Source organism: Clostridium cuniculi (assembly GCF_004353185.1).
Taxonomy (GTDB): domain Bacteria; phylum Bacillota; class Clostridia; order Clostridiales; family Clostridiaceae; genus Clostridium; species Clostridium cuniculi.
The window spans coordinates 1-14,571 of record NZ_SMUS01000044.1; the positions used below are offsets into that span (position 1 = coordinate 1).

Annotated in this window: 18 protein-coding genes and 1 other RNA gene; 16 read left to right on the forward strand and 3 right to left on the reverse strand. The window is 27.1% G+C overall.

Going from position 1 to position 14,571, the window contains the following annotated elements; all coding sequences use genetic code 11:
- Window positions 1-45 precede the first annotated feature (45 nt).
- From EJJ37_RS16920 to ssrS, 4 genes are all read left to right on the forward strand, one after another.
- On the forward strand, window positions 46-561 hold the full coding sequence (locus EJJ37_RS16920) for a SprT-like domain-containing protein (RefSeq protein ID WP_133016669.1): 516 nt from the start codon (window positions 46-48) through the stop codon (window positions 559-561).
- Between the two features lie 47 nt (window positions 562-608).
- The gene (locus tag EJJ37_RS16925; RefSeq protein ID WP_133016670.1) at window positions 609-881 is read left to right on the forward strand and encodes a DUF1292 domain-containing protein; all 273 of its coding nucleotides are present in this window, start codon (window positions 609-611) and stop codon (window positions 879-881) included.
- A 17-nt stretch (window positions 882-898) separates the two neighbouring features.
- Window positions 899-1,300, forward strand: coding sequence for a hypothetical protein (locus tag EJJ37_RS16930; RefSeq protein WP_133016671.1), 402 nt, complete (start codon window positions 899-901; stop codon window positions 1,298-1,300).
- Between the two features lie 62 nt (window positions 1,301-1,362).
- Window positions 1,363-1,541, forward strand: a non-coding RNA gene (gene ssrS / locus EJJ37_RS16935) — 6S RNA.
- A 41-nt stretch (window positions 1,542-1,582) separates the two neighbouring features.
- Here the strand turns inward: ssrS and EJJ37_RS16940 are convergent.
- A complete protein-coding gene (locus EJJ37_RS16940; RefSeq protein ID WP_133016672.1) occupies window positions 1,583-1,792 on the reverse strand; it encodes a hypothetical protein in 210 nt (69 codons plus the stop codon).
- A 327-nt stretch (window positions 1,793-2,119) separates the two neighbouring features.
- On the opposite strand from EJJ37_RS16940, the gene EJJ37_RS16945 reads away from it, so the two are divergent.
- From EJJ37_RS16945 to EJJ37_RS16955, 3 genes are read left to right on the forward strand one after another with little or no spacing between them, the layout of a single operon-like run.
- Window positions 2,120-2,314 (forward strand): DUF896 domain-containing protein, encoded by a 195-nt coding sequence (locus EJJ37_RS16945; RefSeq protein WP_133016673.1) that lies wholly within the window; start codon window positions 2,120-2,122, stop codon window positions 2,312-2,314.
- Window positions 2,315-2,327: 13 nt separating this feature from the next.
- Window positions 2,328-3,242 carry an HPr(Ser) kinase/phosphatase gene (gene hprK, locus EJJ37_RS16950; protein WP_133016674.1) on the forward strand — a complete coding sequence of 305 codons (915 nt, stop codon included), beginning with the start codon at window positions 2,328-2,330 and terminating at the stop codon, window positions 3,240-3,242.
- A gap of 13 nt (window positions 3,243-3,255) precedes the next feature.
- Window positions 3,256-4,644, forward strand: a complete 1,389-nt coding sequence (locus EJJ37_RS16955) for an aminopeptidase (protein ID WP_133016675.1) — start codon at window positions 3,256-3,258, stop codon at window positions 4,642-4,644.
- A 50-nt stretch (window positions 4,645-4,694) separates the two neighbouring features.
- On the opposite strand, the gene EJJ37_RS16960 is transcribed toward EJJ37_RS16955, so the two are convergent.
- The gene (locus EJJ37_RS16960; RefSeq protein ID WP_133016676.1) at window positions 4,695-5,528 is read right to left on the reverse strand and encodes a PHP domain-containing protein; all 834 of its coding nucleotides are present in this window, start codon (window positions 5,526-5,528) and stop codon (window positions 4,695-4,697) included.
- A gap of 214 nt (window positions 5,529-5,742) precedes the next feature.
- On the opposite strand from EJJ37_RS16960, the gene EJJ37_RS16965 reads away from it, so the two are divergent.
- The 7 genes from EJJ37_RS16965 to folK are packed head-to-tail and all read left to right on the forward strand — an operon-like array spanning window position 5,743 to window position 11,145.
- On the forward strand, window positions 5,743-6,339 hold the full coding sequence (locus EJJ37_RS16965) for an anthranilate synthase component II (protein ID WP_133016677.1): 597 nt from the start codon (window positions 5,743-5,745) through the stop codon (window positions 6,337-6,339).
- A 27-nt stretch (window positions 6,340-6,366) separates the two neighbouring features.
- Window positions 6,367-7,710 (forward strand): aminodeoxychorismate synthase component I, encoded by a 1,344-nt coding sequence (pabB, locus tag EJJ37_RS16970; RefSeq protein ID WP_133016678.1) that lies wholly within the window; start codon window positions 6,367-6,369, stop codon window positions 7,708-7,710.
- A gap of 11 nt (window positions 7,711-7,721) precedes the next feature.
- The gene (locus EJJ37_RS16975) at window positions 7,722-8,477 is read left to right on the forward strand and encodes an aminotransferase class IV (protein ID WP_133016679.1); all 756 of its coding nucleotides are present in this window, start codon (window positions 7,722-7,724) and stop codon (window positions 8,475-8,477) included.
- Entirely contained in the window at window positions 8,470-9,021 is a 552-nt protein-coding gene (folE, locus tag EJJ37_RS16980) for a GTP cyclohydrolase I FolE (protein ID WP_133016680.1), read from the forward strand. Before EJJ37_RS16975 ends, folE begins: the two co-directional genes overlap by 8 nt.
- 7 nt (window positions 9,022-9,028) lie before the next feature.
- A complete protein-coding gene (locus tag EJJ37_RS16985; protein WP_133016681.1) occupies window positions 9,029-9,502 on the forward strand; it encodes an HD domain-containing protein in 474 nt (157 codons plus the stop codon).
- Window positions 9,503-9,523: 21 nt separating this feature from the next.
- On the forward strand, window positions 9,524-10,333 hold the full coding sequence (gene folP / locus EJJ37_RS16990) for a dihydropteroate synthase (protein WP_133016682.1): 810 nt from the start codon (window positions 9,524-9,526) through the stop codon (window positions 10,331-10,333).
- Window positions 10,334-10,341: 8 nt separating this feature from the next.
- Window positions 10,342-11,145: a 2-amino-4-hydroxy-6-hydroxymethyldihydropteridine diphosphokinase gene (gene folK, locus EJJ37_RS16995; protein WP_133016683.1), complete on the forward strand. Its 804-nt coding sequence runs from the start codon at window positions 10,342-10,344 to the stop codon at window positions 11,143-11,145.
- A 71-nt stretch (window positions 11,146-11,216) separates the two neighbouring features.
- Here folK and EJJ37_RS17000 read toward each other — a convergent pair whose 3' ends face one another.
- Window positions 11,217-11,708, reverse strand: a complete 492-nt coding sequence (locus EJJ37_RS17000; RefSeq protein WP_133016684.1) for a DUF4883 family protein — start codon at window positions 11,706-11,708, stop codon at window positions 11,217-11,219.
- Between the two features lie 236 nt (window positions 11,709-11,944).
- On the opposite strand from EJJ37_RS17000, the gene EJJ37_RS17005 reads away from it, so the two are divergent.
- Together EJJ37_RS17005 and EJJ37_RS17010 are read left to right on the forward strand one after the other, a co-directional pair.
- Window positions 11,945-12,967: a pyruvate kinase gene (locus EJJ37_RS17005; protein ID WP_133016685.1), complete on the forward strand. Its 1,023-nt coding sequence runs from the start codon at window positions 11,945-11,947 to the stop codon at window positions 12,965-12,967.
- 73 nt (window positions 12,968-13,040) lie between these two features.
- Window positions 13,041-14,486 carry an amino acid permease gene (locus EJJ37_RS17010; RefSeq protein ID WP_133016686.1) on the forward strand — a complete coding sequence of 482 codons (1,446 nt, stop codon included), beginning with the start codon at window positions 13,041-13,043 and terminating at the stop codon, window positions 14,484-14,486.
- The last annotated feature ends 85 nt before the right edge of the window (window positions 14,487-14,571 follow it).

Consider the following 14,571-nt stretch of genomic DNA (forward strand, 5'->3'; position numbering starts at 1 on the left):
AATAAGAAATATTCTATTTAATTAGTTGTAATTTAGGAGTAAATTATGTATAAAGTTTGGTCTGTAGAAGATATAAAAATAATTATAAACGAAATATCAGAAAAATGGAATTATCCATGTGATATAAAAATAGAAATATCTAAAAGAGCTAAGAAAAGAATGGGAGCCTTCTTTTATGAAAAAACTAATAATAAAATAAAACCTTTAAAATTTGTATTTGCTGAAGGGTTACTAAATGGTAAGTATAGTGAAGAGATAGTTAGAGAGGTAATAATTCATGAGTATCTACATTATTACTGTAATACTATAACTAATACTAATAATGGACATAATAAATTTTTTAAAGCTTGTTGTATTAAAAGTGGTATATCTAGTAATACTACATTTAAATATAATAATGAATTAAAATCAGATTTGTCCAAGTACAAATATAAGATATACTGTAGTAATTGTAAAAAAATTGTGTGTATGCATGCTAGAAGAGATGCAGCTGAAAGAAAATTAAGATTATATGTATCTAAATGTTGTAATGAAAAGCTATTTTGTGATAAGCTTTTATAGTAAAATTTTAAAATAGTATACCATTAGAAGAGAAGGAGAATAATTTAATGAGTGAAGATATAAAAAACGTTCAAAATGAAGAAGTTCAAATAATGACTTTCTTAGATGAGAGTGGAAATAAGGTTCAGTTTGAAGCTATTGCTAGAATCTATTTAGAAGATAAGGAGTATCTATTATTAGCTCCTGTAGAAGATAAGGATAGCGAGGATATTTACGTATTTAGAATAGATGAAGTGGATGGAAAACAAGAGTTAAATCTTGTAGAAGATGATAAAGAATTTATAGCAGTAAAGAAAGAATATAATAAGTTATTATATTAGTTATAAGGAGAAAAAAAGTGCAAGAATCACAAATTATAAAAATATTAAATGAAAATGAGTTATCAGATATAGAGGTTTTAAAAAAAGGTGAAGATTTTGTTTTAATAAACTTCTACTTTGATTTTGATAAAGATGTATTAGATGCAGCAAAAGCTTATTCAAATGAAGAAAGCAATTTAGAGGAGTATAGCAAGGAATGGTATAATGAATACTATTTCCCATACCTTTATGATTTTGCAAATGATGAAGTATTGGAAATTATAGAAGATATAATAGAAGAGTTAGAAATTGAAGGTGAAATGATGGCTATTCAAATGACTGAAAAAACTAGCGATTATGTGCAATTTATGGCTTTATTTACCGAAGAAGATAGCAATATATCAATAGAAGAGGTAGTAAAGGATTACATGTCTAAATAATTTTTACGAAATGGAATAGATTACTATTGAACTTTCTATATAATTTGATATAATAAAAGCATGAAATCCTGAGATGTGCGTTTAGCTTATGATGTTCAACCTACATTATATTTACGGGATTTGCAACATGTTTGTGGATGTCGGGCTTCATAAGATCAGAAGATGGCTGAAGCAAATTGAGCAGAACCCACCTGCGAGCTGCAGGTGTGAATATTTAAGCGACCGGCATGTTGGGAGTAAATTAGAATTAAACACCTCAATTTTTGAGGTGTTTTTTTCATGTTATGCAGCTTTTGATTTTGATATAGAATATTTATTTGAATTTTTTCTTTTATATTTTTTATAAATAAGATGTTGATATTGCCATATATGCTCGTCCAAATTTTGGGATATGTATATAACAAATCTATTTCGAGGAGATAGAAATTTCAAAAGTAAATTTAAAGTTATCTTTTGTAGAATAATTTTCTTTTTAAGATTTTTTTTATTCATAAAGCACCTCCTTTTGATATTAATTAACATTATATGGATTATTATAGCATAAATGGTAAAAAAGTAAAATAATATAATATCGCAAAGTTTTACAAAACATTACTTAAAGAAACATAAGTATCTTTAAAATGAAATTTGTAAATAATATATGATAGAGTGGAGGTAGAAAAAGAAGAAATAATTTGCCGAAAATATCAAAAAGATGAAATAAAAAATATTTAAAGTTGATATTAAAAAGAAATAAATGTAAAATAAAAATAAGTTAGATTAAATGAATTGAAATTTATTAATCATTTAAAATACTAATAAAAAGGAAGGATGAAAAAAATGGATTATACAAAAGCAAAAATTGAAGATGTAGTGGTTAGAATAAATGAATTATATAAGAAGAGTAAAGAAGAAGGTTTAACTGAACAAGAAAAAGAAGAGCAACAAATCCTAAGAAGAAGATATATAGATAGCTATAAGGCAAACCTTAGAGCACAATTAGAGGGTATTGAGCCTAAGAATAAAAAGAAGTAGAAGGTGATTAATATTGTCAGTTACTGTAGAGAAGTTAATATCAGATTTTGAATTAGAAGTTTTAGTTGAGGGCGAAAAGAATGTAAAGATATCTGTTAACGATATAAATAGACCTGGATTACAGTTAGCTGGTTTTTATAATTATTTTGCACCTGAAAGAATCCAAGTTATAGGAAAAGCTGAATGGAGCTTTTTAGATGACATGGGAATAGAGTTAATGAGAAAAAGAATTAATAAGTATTTTAGTTTTGATTCTAAATGTATAATCATTACTAGAGGTTTAGAGCCACATAATGAATTTCTTAAGGCGGCTAAAAAATCAAAGTCATGGTTATTAAGAACTAATATGGTTACAACAAAGTTTATAAGTAAACTTACTATGTATCTAGCAGGAAAACTTGCTCCAGAAACTAGATTACATGGTGTTTTAATGGATGTATATGGTATAGGTATACTTATAACAGGGGAAAGTGGAATTGGGAAAAGTGAAACTGCATTAGAGCTTATTAAAAGAGGACATAGATTAGTATCTGATGATGCAGTTGATATTAAAGAAATAGATGGAAGTTTAATAGGTACATCGCCTAGAATAACTATTGGAATGTTAGAGGTTAGAGGTATAGGTATTATTGATATATCTTCATTATATGGATTAAGTTCTATATTACCATCAAAAGACATAAATTTATTAATGCATTTTGAGCATTGGAAAGATGATGGAGATTATGATAGATTAGGTATTGATAAGGAAACACAAGAAATACTTGGGGTAAATGTTAGAAGATTAAGAGTGCCTGTAAGACCAGGAAGAAATATTGCAGTTATAATAGAAGCTGCAGCAGGTAATTATAGACATTCATTAATGTCTGATGTTACACCAGTAGATATTATAGAACAAAGAATGTGTGAAGTTAGTGAGGAAGAATAAGGAGGGCTATATTATGAGTAAAGATGATAAAAAGAATGCATGGCTAAAATATGATGAAAATGGAAAGCAAGAGATTTTTAAGTTTTGTGAAGGATATAAAAATTATCTTTCAGTAGGAAAAACAGAAAGAGAATGTATCCATGAAGCTATAAGATTAGCAGAAGAAAAAGGATATAGAAATTTAGATGAAATAATAAAAAATAATGAGACTTTAAAAGTTGGGGATAAGGTTTACTCTAATAATAAAGATAAATCTTTAGCTTTATATTTAATAGGAAAAGATTCAATTGAAAATGGAATGAGAATTATAGGTTCTCATGTTGATTCTCCAAGATTAGATTTAAAGCAAAATCCATTATATGAGGATAGTGATTTAGCTTTAATGGATACTCACTATTATGGTGGAGTGAAGAAATATCAATGGGTAGCATTACCACTTGCATTACATGGAATTGTAGTTAAAAAAGATGGAACAAAAATTAATGTAGTAATAGGTGAAGATGATAATGATCCTGTATTAGGAATTTCAGATCTTTTAATACATCTTTCAGCAGAACAATTACAAAAGAAAGCAAATGAAGTTATTGCAGGAGAAGATTTAAATGTTCTTGTAGGAAATATACCATTAGAAGGTAAGGAAAAAGAAGCTGTTAAGGAAAATATATTAGTTCTTCTAAAAGATAAATATGATTTTGAAGAAGAAGATTTTATTTCAGCTGAGTTTGAAATTGTACCAGCAGGTAAAGCTAGGGATTTAGGTTTAGATAAGAGCATGGTAATGGGGTATGGTCAGGATGATAGAATATGTGCATATACTTCATTAATGGCATTACTAGAAGTTGAAAGTGTAGAAAAAACTTCAGTTATATTATTAGTAGATAAAGAAGAAGTAGGAAGTATTGGGGCTACAGGAATGCATTCAAGATTCTTTGAAAATTCTTTAGCTGAAGTTATGGATAGAATGGGACAATATTCAGAATTAAAATTAAAGAGAGCACTTCAAAATTCATTAATGTTATCAGCAGATGTTACTGCAGCCTTTGATCCAAATTATCCAGGAGTTTGTGAAAAGAAAAATACTGCTTACTTTGGAAGAGGATTAGTATTTAGTAAATATACTGGAGCAAGAGGAAAAAGTGGATGTAATGATGCAAATCCAGAATTTGTTGCTTGGCTTAGAAAAATTATGGACAAAAATCATGTAGCATATCAAACTGCAGAACTTGGTAAAGTTGACCAAGGTGGCGGTGGTACTATCGCTTATATTTTAGCTCAATATAATATGGAAGTTATAGATTGTGGTGTTGCTTTACAAAACATGCATGCTCCATGGGAAGTATCTAGTAAAGTAGATATATATGAAACTAAAAATGGATATAAAGCATTTTTAATTGAAGAATAAAATTTAGTTAACGCTAATTAAACTAAAATAAGAGTTGCAAAAAGCAACTCTTATTTATAATTAAGTTTATTTAAAAACTTTTCTAATCTATGTTCTTCCATTGATTGAGAACCTAAAATTCCATGCTTTGTATCATCTTCTTCATGACCATGTGAGTCAGAACCACAAGAAGTTAATATGTCTTTTTTATCTACAATCTTTAAGAAATTTTCAGTCTCTTCTGGAGTGTTAAGACCATATATACCTTCAATACCATCAAAATCAAGATGAAGTACATCAAGTACATGTAGTTTCTTTAATAGTACAGGATGAGCTAAAATTACAACAGCGTTATAGTTTCTTAATAGTTTAATTCCTTCTTCAGCTTCTAATTTATTTGCTGGTATATATGCAGGACAGTGATCGCCAATAAAATTATCAAAAATATATTCTTTTGTATAAGGATATCCAGCATCTATTATAGCTTTAGCTATATGAGGTCTTGCAATAGTATCTTTACCATTTTTAAGAACTTCATTAACATCTATTTCAATATCATTAAATTTCTTTAATCTTCTAACTATTTCATGTGCACGTTCAATTCTTTTGGTTTTTAAATTCTCTAAAAATTTATTTAAATCTGGATTTTTATAATCATCACCTTTAAAGTATCCTAAAATATGAATAGTTTCTCCTTTATAAGTTGTAGATAATTCTACGCCAGGAATAAAATGAATGTCTAATTTTTCAGCTTCAGCTTTTGCTTCATTTATACCAGATAGAGTATCATGATCAGTTAGTGCTAAATATTTTACTCCTCTATTATAAGCCTTTCTAACAACATCTTTAGGTGAATATTTACCATCTGATGCAGTAGAGTGTGTATGTAAATCACATATAATCATAATAAAATTAAACTCCTTTCAAGTAAATGTTTTGTAGTATATAAAGCTATGATATAATTTATTCATTAATAATGCAATAAAAATGCAGGAATAATGAGATAGCTTCTTTATAGATAAGCTTATAAAATATAAGTAACATATTATTAATAATTTATGTTTAAATAAAAAAATATAGCTTAGAATAAAAAAGTACAAATGAAGTTGGAGGAATATAATGCTTTTAATGATTGATAATTATGACTCTTTTGTATATAACTTAGTTAGATATTTTGAAGAGTTAGGGGAAGAGATTGTTATTTATAGAAATGATAAAATTAGTATTGAAGATATTCAAAATATGAATATAGATGGAATAGTAATTTCACCGGGACCAAAGTCACCTAAAGAGGCTGGTTTAAGTTTAGATATTATTGATAAATTTAAGGGGAAACTTCCTATATTGGGAATTTGTTTAGGACATCAATGTATAGGTTATTATTTTAATGCAGTTATAAAAAAAGGAAGTGAGCCAGTTCATGGGAAAATCTTTAATATAACTCATAATAATAAGGATCTATTTCATAATGTGAAAAATCCATTAAGAGTTACAAGATATCATTCTTTAATAGTAAGTAGAGAGAATTTACCAGATGCTATTGAAATAACTAGTGAAACTGAAGATAAAGTAATAATGGGAATTAAGCATAGAGAGTATCCTATATATGGAGTTCAATTCCATCCAGAAGCTGAGATGACAGAAGAGGGTCATAAAATTTTAAACAATTTTATCAAAATAACAAAAGAATTTAGCAATGAAAATAAGAAATGCTAATAAAAATACTATTAGGAGTGAAGTTAAGTGGGGTTAATTAAAAGAGAGTTTAATAGTAAATTAAATGCATTTGAAGTATATAATTTATTTAAAGATGAAAAAGATACTATATTATTGGATAGTTCTAAGGAAGATAAAAATCTTTCTAAGTATTCTTTTATTGGAATAAATCCATTTTTAAGATTTGAAGTGAAAAATGAAAAAGCATATATAAATGATAATATAATTGAAGGAGATCCCTTTAAGGTATTAGAAAATCTAATATATGAGTATAAAAATGATATTCAAGATATTATACCATTTCTAAGTGGAGGCATTGGGTATATTTCTTATGATGCTGGGAGATTATTAGAAGAATTACCTAATACATCTAAAGAAGATTTTAATATTCCTGATATGAGATTTATCTTTTATAAAAATATAATAATATTTGATTTAATTAATGATAAAAAATATATAACTGATTTAGATGGAAATATTGAAAATATAGAAAGTATTTTAACGGTAATACATAATGGAGAAAAGATTAATGATGAAATGGTATGTGAAAAAAGTGAAAATATTTTTTATTCAAATTTCATTAAAGAAGATTATAAGAAAGCAGTTACTAGATTAAAGGAATATATAGTATCTGGGGATGTTTATATTGCAAATATGACACAAAGGTTTTGGTGTTATAATGAAGATGATTCCTTCAATATATATAAGAAGTTAAGAAGCATAAATAAAGCACCATTTTCAGCATATTTAAACTTTGAAGATTTTCAAATAATAAGTTCATCACCAGAGAGATTTATTCAAGTATTTAACAATAAAGCACATACAAGACCTATAAAGGGGACAAGACCTAGGGGACATAATGCAGAAGAGGATGAAAAAAATAAATTAGAGCTTATTAATAGCGAGAAAGATAAGGCGGAGCTATTGATGGTTGTAGATTTAGAGAGAAATGATTTTAGCAAGGTTTGTAAGCCACATACAGTTAAGGTAACTGAGAACTTTAAATTAGAAGAGTATGCTACAGTATTTCATTTAGTTTCTACAGTAGAAGGTGAACTAAAGAATGATGTTTCATCTGTAAGATGTATAAAAGAATGTTTTCCAGGTGGTTCAATAACAGGAACCCCTAAAATAAGAGCTATGGAAATAATTGAAGAGTTAGAAGGTATTAAAAGAAACATTTACACAGGGTCTATAGGATATTTTGATTTTAGAGGTAATTGTGATTTTAATATAGTAATTAGAACAATAATAAAGAAGGATAATAAGGCATTCTTTGGTGTTGGTGGTGGAATCACTTATGATTCAATAGAGGAAGATGAGTATAATGAAACATTAGATAAGGCAAGGGCCTTAATGAGAGTATTATAAGAAGGTAGTATATGAGAAAAGTTATATATGATAATGATAATATAAGTATAGATAGTGGAGTCTTTTTTGGTAGAGGAGTTTTTGAAACTATATTAGTAAAGAAAATTCCAATATTTTTAGAAGAGCATATAAATAGATTAAATAAGTCAATTATAGAGCTAGAGTTAGGTGAGTTAATAGCTATAGAGGATGTAATTCATTTTATAAATCAACATAATATAAAAAATAAAGCTTTAAAAATTACTGTAACTGAGAAAAATTTAATTTATTCTGTAAGAGAAATAAAATATAAAGATAATGATTATGAAAAAGGCTTTAAAGTTGGAATTTCTAAGGTTTTGAGAAATTCAACATCTAGAATAGTAGCCTTTAAAACTTTAAATTATTTAGAAAATATTATAGAATATGAAGTATGTAAAAGAAAAGAATTAAACGAATCTATTTTTTTTAATGAACAAGGTAATCTATGTGAAGGATGCACAACTAATATTTTTATTATTAAAGATAAAATAATATATACTCCATCAATTAAATGTGGATTATTGCCAGGAATAGTTCGTCAGTGGGTTATTAATAACTTTGATGTAATAGAGAAAAGAATAACGAAGGAAGAATTATTAAATAGTGATGAAGTTTTCTTAACTAATTCATTAGTTGGGGTTATAAAAGTTTCTAATATAGAAAACAAGCTATTTAAGAGTGAGATTATTGAAGAAATAAAAGAGCAATATGATAAAGCAATAAATGGAGGCGAAAAACATGAATAAAGAAAAGATAATGGAAGGTGTAAAATTAATATTAGAGGGTGTAGGAGAAGATGTAAATAGAGAAGGCTTAATAGAAACACCTGATAGAATAGCAAGAATGTATATGGAAATTTTCGAGGGAATAGGTAAGGATGCTAAAGAAGTATTATCTAAAACATTTTCTGTAGAAAATAATGATTTAGTATTAGAAAAGAATATAACATTTTTTTCTATGTGTGAGCATCATTTAGTACCTTTCTTTGGGAAAGTGCATATAGCTTATATACCTAAGGGAAAAGTAGCAGGACTTTCAAAGCTTGCAAGAACAGTTGAAATCTATGCTAAGAAACCTCAATTACAAGAAAGATTAACAACAGAAATTGCAGATGCCTTAATGAAATATTTAGATGCAGAAGGTGCTATGGTTGTAATTGAAGCAGAGCATACATGTATGACTATGAGAGGAGTTAAGAAACCTGGAGCTAAGACTGTAACTACTACTTATAGAGGAGTATTTAGAGAAGATATAGAGCTAAGAAGAGAAGTTATGAACTTTATAAGATAGGTGTAATATGGAGAATATAAATATAATTCTTAATAATAAAGAGTATAAGCAAGCTTTAGAAAAATTAAGTGAGTATGAAAGAAATAGAGAATTTTGTAACCATACTATAGAACATTTTATGGATGTGTCAAGAATTGCATATATAATGGTTTTAGAAGAAAAATTAAATGTTTCAAAAGAAGTTATTTATGCTATAGGATTATTACATGATATAGGTAGAGTAAAGCAATATGAAGAAGGTATCCATCATGATGTTGCTAGTGTAGAAATGAGTAAAGAAATATTAAAAGAAACAAGCTTTACAGATGAGGAAATTAATATTATTTTAAATGGCATTGCTAATCATAGAAAAGAAAGTGATAATAAGTTAGAAGAAATAATATATAAGGCTGATAAACTATCAAGACAATGTTTTAATTGTAAGGCTGAAAAAGAATGTTATTGGAGTAGTGAAAAGAAAAACTTTAAAATAACATATTAAAGTTAAAGGAGGAGAAAGGATTTGAGAATAGGAAATAAGGAGTATAAGTTAGGTGAAAGAACTTATATAATGGGAATATTAAATGTAACACCAGATTCATTTTCAGATGGAGGAAAATTTAATGAAATAGAGGCTGCTGTAAATCAAGCTAAAAAATTAGTGGAAGATGGAGCTGATATTATAGATATTGGTGGAGAATCAACAAGACCAGGAGCAGAATATGTAACTGAGGAAGAGGAAATAAAAAGAGTAGTTCCAATAATTAAGGCTATAAAAAAAGAGTTAGATGTTACTATATCAATAGATACATATAAAAGCCAAACAGCAGAAGAAGCTATAAAAGCTGGAGCAGATATTATAAATGATATTTGGGGAGCTAAATATGATAAAAATATAGCTAAAGTAGCTGCAAAATATAATGTTCCAATTATTTTAATGCATAATAGGGAAGATAAGCCTTATGAAAATTTAATGGAAGATGTAATAAATGATTTACAAGAAAGCATTGATATTGCCTTAGAGGCTGGAGTAAAAAAGGAAAATATAATTTTAGATCCAGGTATAGGATTTGCTAAAACTTATGAAGAAAACCTAATGGTAATGAATAAATGTGAAGTTATAAGAGCTATGGGATATCCAGTACTTTTAGGTACATCAAGAAAATCTATGATTGGATTAACTTTAAATTTACCAGTTAATGAGAGAGTAGAGGGGACCCTTGCAACTACTGTTGTTGGAATAATGAAAGGTATGGAATTTATCAGAGTTCATGATGTTTTAGAAAATAAAAGAGTAGCTGTTATGACAGACACTATATTAAAAGCAAAGTAGGTAATAAAATGGATAAAATATATTTAAGGGATATTGAAATTTTTGCAAATCATGGTGTTTTTCAAGAAGAAAAGACATTAGGTCAAAAATTTATACTATCAGTAGAGTTATCATTAGATATTAAAGAAGCTGCAACAACTTGTGATTTAACTAAGTCAGTTCATTATGGTGAGTTATGCCATAAGATTATAGAAGTTTTCCAAGAGGAATCATTAGATTTAATTGAAAGTGTTGTAAATAAAGTTGCTAACTTTATATTAGATAATTACTCAATGGTTAAGGCTGTTAAAGTTCTATTAAAAAAGCCTTGGGCACCTATAGGAAGACATTTAGACTATGCAGCGGTTGAAATTAATAGAGAGAGACATTTTGCCTATATAGCAATGGGAAGTAATATGGGAAATAAGGAAGAAAACCTTAAAAATGCTATGAAAAAAATTGAAGAGGTCAATGGAATAAAAATTTCTAAAGTTTCATCTTTCATAGTTACAGAACCATGGGGAAATGAAAACCAAGAAGAATTTTTAAATGGTGCAATTAAAGTAGAAACATATTTAACACCAAGAGAACTTATGTCTGAACTTCTTAGAATAGAGCATGAACTTGGAAGAGTTAGAGAAATAAAATGGGGACCAAGAATAATAGATTTAGATATTGTTTTATATGATGATATAGTAAGTAATGATGAATTTGTTATATTACCACATCCATTAATGCATTTAAGAGATTTTGTGTTAAAGCCACTAAATGAAATAGCGCCATATGCATTACATCCATTGAAAAATAAAAGAGTTTTTGAATTATTAGATTAAAAAATAAGACATTCAAAATATCTATAATATTTATAGTATATTTTGAGTGTCTTATTTTATTATCTATTAAATTAGTTATTAGAATGAGCTTTATTAATTATATATACACAAAAGGAATAAATATTATTTCGTAGAGGAACATCGGTCATATTTATCATATCCTCTTCTAAATTCCCATCCCAAGGAAAAAGTGTTATAGAGTTTTTATCATAAACATTTATAACATATTTTGAGTTATCATTATCAAATTCAATTATAAGTTTATATTTAACTTGTTCATCTTCTAAATTTAGTTCACTTACATAGTTATCATTATTTAAAGATTCTAAGAAACAAGGTAAAACATCTTCATCTTCTTCTGCAACTTTATGATATTCATAAAAGTTAACATCAAAGACTTTAAGTGAATAGCTTTCATTATTTTTTATTTTTTCGTAAATTTCATTTGAGTAATAATAAAGATTAGGTTTAGTTCTAAGGTTTATGTATTTAGGGTCATTAAAAACACAGCCAGATAGAAGAGTAGTTAATAATATTATATAAATAAACTTTAAGTATTTCATTTCATCCTCCTACAAAATGATTATATAAATAATTATTCTGTAAAAGTATATTTTAGAACAAGAGTAATATATAAATAGTTTTTTATTGATTTATGTGCAAGTAAATTATTATGAAATTATATTAAAAGAATATATGATAAAAATATAGTTTATTTAAATATAAAAGTAACAATATGTAATAAAAAGAAAAAAATTATAATAGTATAATTTATAAGCAATATATAGGTAGGGTATTAATGAAAATAATTGCAACTATTGGACCTAATTCATCAAATAGAAAAGTTTTAGCTGAATTAATTAATAATGGTGTAGATATTTTTAGGTTAAACTTTTCTCATTTTTACGAAAGTGAATTTATAAAAATATTGAATGATTCTAGAAGTATAAAAAAAGATATAAGTATTATGGCAGATTTATGTGGGAAGAAAGTAAGAGTAGCTGAAAATTTAAAAAGTGTATTTAAAGTGTATATTAATGATATAGTTTATTTTTGTAGTTCTGATGTATATTCTCTAATTGTTAATAATAATGATAAATCTAAAATTATTCCTCTTAATATAAAATCTGAGGTTATAGAGAAAAATGATATTAAAAAAATATCTATGAAAGATGGAACTATGAATTTTGATATCATTGATAAAGATAAAATATTTTTAAAGGCAATAGCAAAAGACACTGGAGTAGTTAGAGGAGGAAAGGGATGTAATATTCCTGGAGCTGATTTAGGTGAAAATTCATTAAATGATAAGGATAAAGAAAATTTAAAATGGGCTATTGATAATAATATAAATATAATTGGGCAATCTTATGTTGAAAGTTCTAGAGATATATTATGTGTGAGAGAATACATAAAAAAAGTTAAAGGAAATCAAAATGATATAAAAATATTTTCAAAGTTAGAAACTATAATAGGATTGAAGAATTATAAAGAAATAATGAATTGTAGTGATGGAATTGTTATTGCAAGAGGTGATTTGGTACCGGAATGTGGAATGGAGATTTCTGTAGAACAAGAATTTGAACTATTGAAAAAATTAAGAGATGATAAATATAATAAAGAAATAATAATAGCAACTCATGTGTTGGATAGTATGAAAAGTAGATTAAACAGCAATATAAATGAAATAGAAAGTATATATACATTTATAAATAATGGAGCAACTGGTTTTTTATTAGCTGGAGAAACATCTATTGGTAAATATCCAGTGCAAACAGTTAAATTATTAAATGAATTAATTAAAAGGTATAAAAAGTATTAAGTGTTAAAGTATAGACAAACAATTTCTTCATATGTATTATAAAATAGTACATCTATACTAGGGAGGAAATTTAATGAGTGAACAAGAGAAAAATTTGCGTTGGTACAATTTAGCTATGATGGCTTTTGTATCGGTGTGGGGATTTGGTAATGTTGTAAATAACTTTGCTAATCAAGGATTAACAGTAGTAGTATCATGGGTACTTATAATTGGATTATACTTTGTACCTTATGCATTAATGGTAGGTGAATTAGGGTCTGTTTTTAAAGATAGTAAAGGTGGAGTAAGTTCTTGGATAAGAGGAACTTTTGGAACTACTTTAGCTTATTTTGCAGGATGGACATATTGGGTAGTTCATATACCATATTTAGCACAGAAACCACAAGCGGCTTTAATCGCATTAGGATGGACTGTGAAGCAAGATGGTAACTTTATAAAAGGAATGGATCCATTAATGGCTCAATTATTAACATTAGCAGTATTTTTATTCTTTTTATGGGTTGCTTCAAGAGGGGTAACATCTTTAAAGATGATAGGAACAATAGCAGGTACATCAGTATTTGTTATGTCTCTTTTATATGTTGTATTAATGTTAGCTGCACCGTCAATTAGAGGAATAGAATCAGCAACAGTAGATTTTAGTATTAAAAATATGATGCCAAACTTTAATTTTTCATATTTTACAACATTATCAATGTTAGTTTTTGCAGTTGGAGGAGCTGAAAAAATATCTCCATATGTAAATGATATGAAAAAGCCAAGTAGAGATTTCCCTAAGGGAATGATTACATTAGCTATAATGGTTGCAGTATCTGCATTACTAGGTTCTATAGCAATGGCAATGATGTTTGATGCTAATAATATACCATCAGATTTAAAAATGAATGGTCAATATTATGCATTCCAAATGCTAGGTGAATATTATGGAGTTGGAAAATTATTTATAGTAATTTATGCATTAGCTAATTTCTTAGCTCAAATATCTGCCTTAGTATTCTCTATAGATGCTCCACTAAAAGTTCTTTTAGCTGATGGAGATAGAAAGTTTATACCTAAAGCATTAACTAAGACTAATAAATACGGTGCTCCTATTAATGGATATATAATGACAGCTATATTAGTTGGTATATTAATAATAGTGCCAGCTCTTGGAATTGGAGATATGAACTCTTTATTTGATTGGTTACTTCAATTAAATTCTGTAGTTATGCCAATGAGATATCTTTGGGTATTCTTAGCGTTTATAGGGCTTAAAAAAGCAGCTGATAGATATAAATCAGATTATAAATTTGTAAAAAATGACAAATTCGCTATGGGAATTGGAATTTGGTGTTTTGCATTTACTGCATTTGCTTGTATAATGGGTATGTTCCCAAGTGGTGTTGAAACATTTTCTGGTGATTGGTGGTTCCAAGTATCATTAAATGTTATTACACCATTTGTATTGATTGGATTAGGATTTATACTACCTATGATAGCTAAAAAAACTAATGGAACTTCTGGAGATACTGTAAAGTAAGAAAATAGTGTATAAATTTACAGCAAAATAAGTGAAAATTATTAACAAAAGCTATAAAGAGTATTAATAACCTCTTAACAAAATA

Bases quoted from the DNA above. Each gene is read 5' to 3' on its own strand.
- folK (WP_133016683.1), top strand. From the start codon at position 10,342: ATGGATAAAATATATTTAAGGGATATTGAAATTTTTGCAAATCATGGT.
- EJJ37_RS16945 (WP_133016673.1), top strand. From the start codon at position 2,120: ATGGATTATACAAAAGCAAAAATTGAAGATGTAGTGGTTAGAATAAAT.
- EJJ37_RS16975 (WP_133016679.1), top strand. From the start codon at position 7,722: ATGAGAAAAGTTATATATGATAATGATAATATAAGTATAGATAGTGGA.
- EJJ37_RS16960 (WP_133016676.1), bottom strand. From the start codon at position 5,528: ATGATTATATGTGATTTACATACACACTCTACTGCATCAGATGGTAAA.
- EJJ37_RS16940 (WP_133016672.1), bottom strand. From the start codon at position 1,792: ATGAATAAAAAAAATCTTAAAAAGAAAATTATTCTACAAAAGATAACT.
- folE (WP_133016680.1), top strand. From the start codon at position 8,470: ATGAATAAAGAAAAGATAATGGAAGGTGTAAAATTAATATTAGAGGGT.
- EJJ37_RS16985 (WP_133016681.1), top strand. From the start codon at position 9,029: ATGGAGAATATAAATATAATTCTTAATAATAAAGAGTATAAGCAAGCT.
- EJJ37_RS16955 (WP_133016675.1), top strand. From the start codon at position 3,256: ATGAGTAAAGATGATAAAAAGAATGCATGGCTAAAATATGATGAAAAT.
- EJJ37_RS16920 (WP_133016669.1), top strand. From the start codon at position 46: ATGTATAAAGTTTGGTCTGTAGAAGATATAAAAATAATTATAAACGAA.
- EJJ37_RS16965 (WP_133016677.1), top strand. From the start codon at position 5,743: ATGCTTTTAATGATTGATAATTATGACTCTTTTGTATATAACTTAGTT.
- EJJ37_RS16925 (WP_133016670.1), top strand. From the start codon at position 609: ATGAGTGAAGATATAAAAAACGTTCAAAATGAAGAAGTTCAAATAATG.
- EJJ37_RS17000 (WP_133016684.1), bottom strand. From the start codon at position 11,708: ATGAAATACTTAAAGTTTATTTATATAATATTATTAACTACTCTTCTA.
- EJJ37_RS17010 (WP_133016686.1), top strand. From the start codon at position 13,041: ATGAGTGAACAAGAGAAAAATTTGCGTTGGTACAATTTAGCTATGATG.
- EJJ37_RS17005 (WP_133016685.1), top strand. From the start codon at position 11,945: ATGAAAATAATTGCAACTATTGGACCTAATTCATCAAATAGAAAAGTT.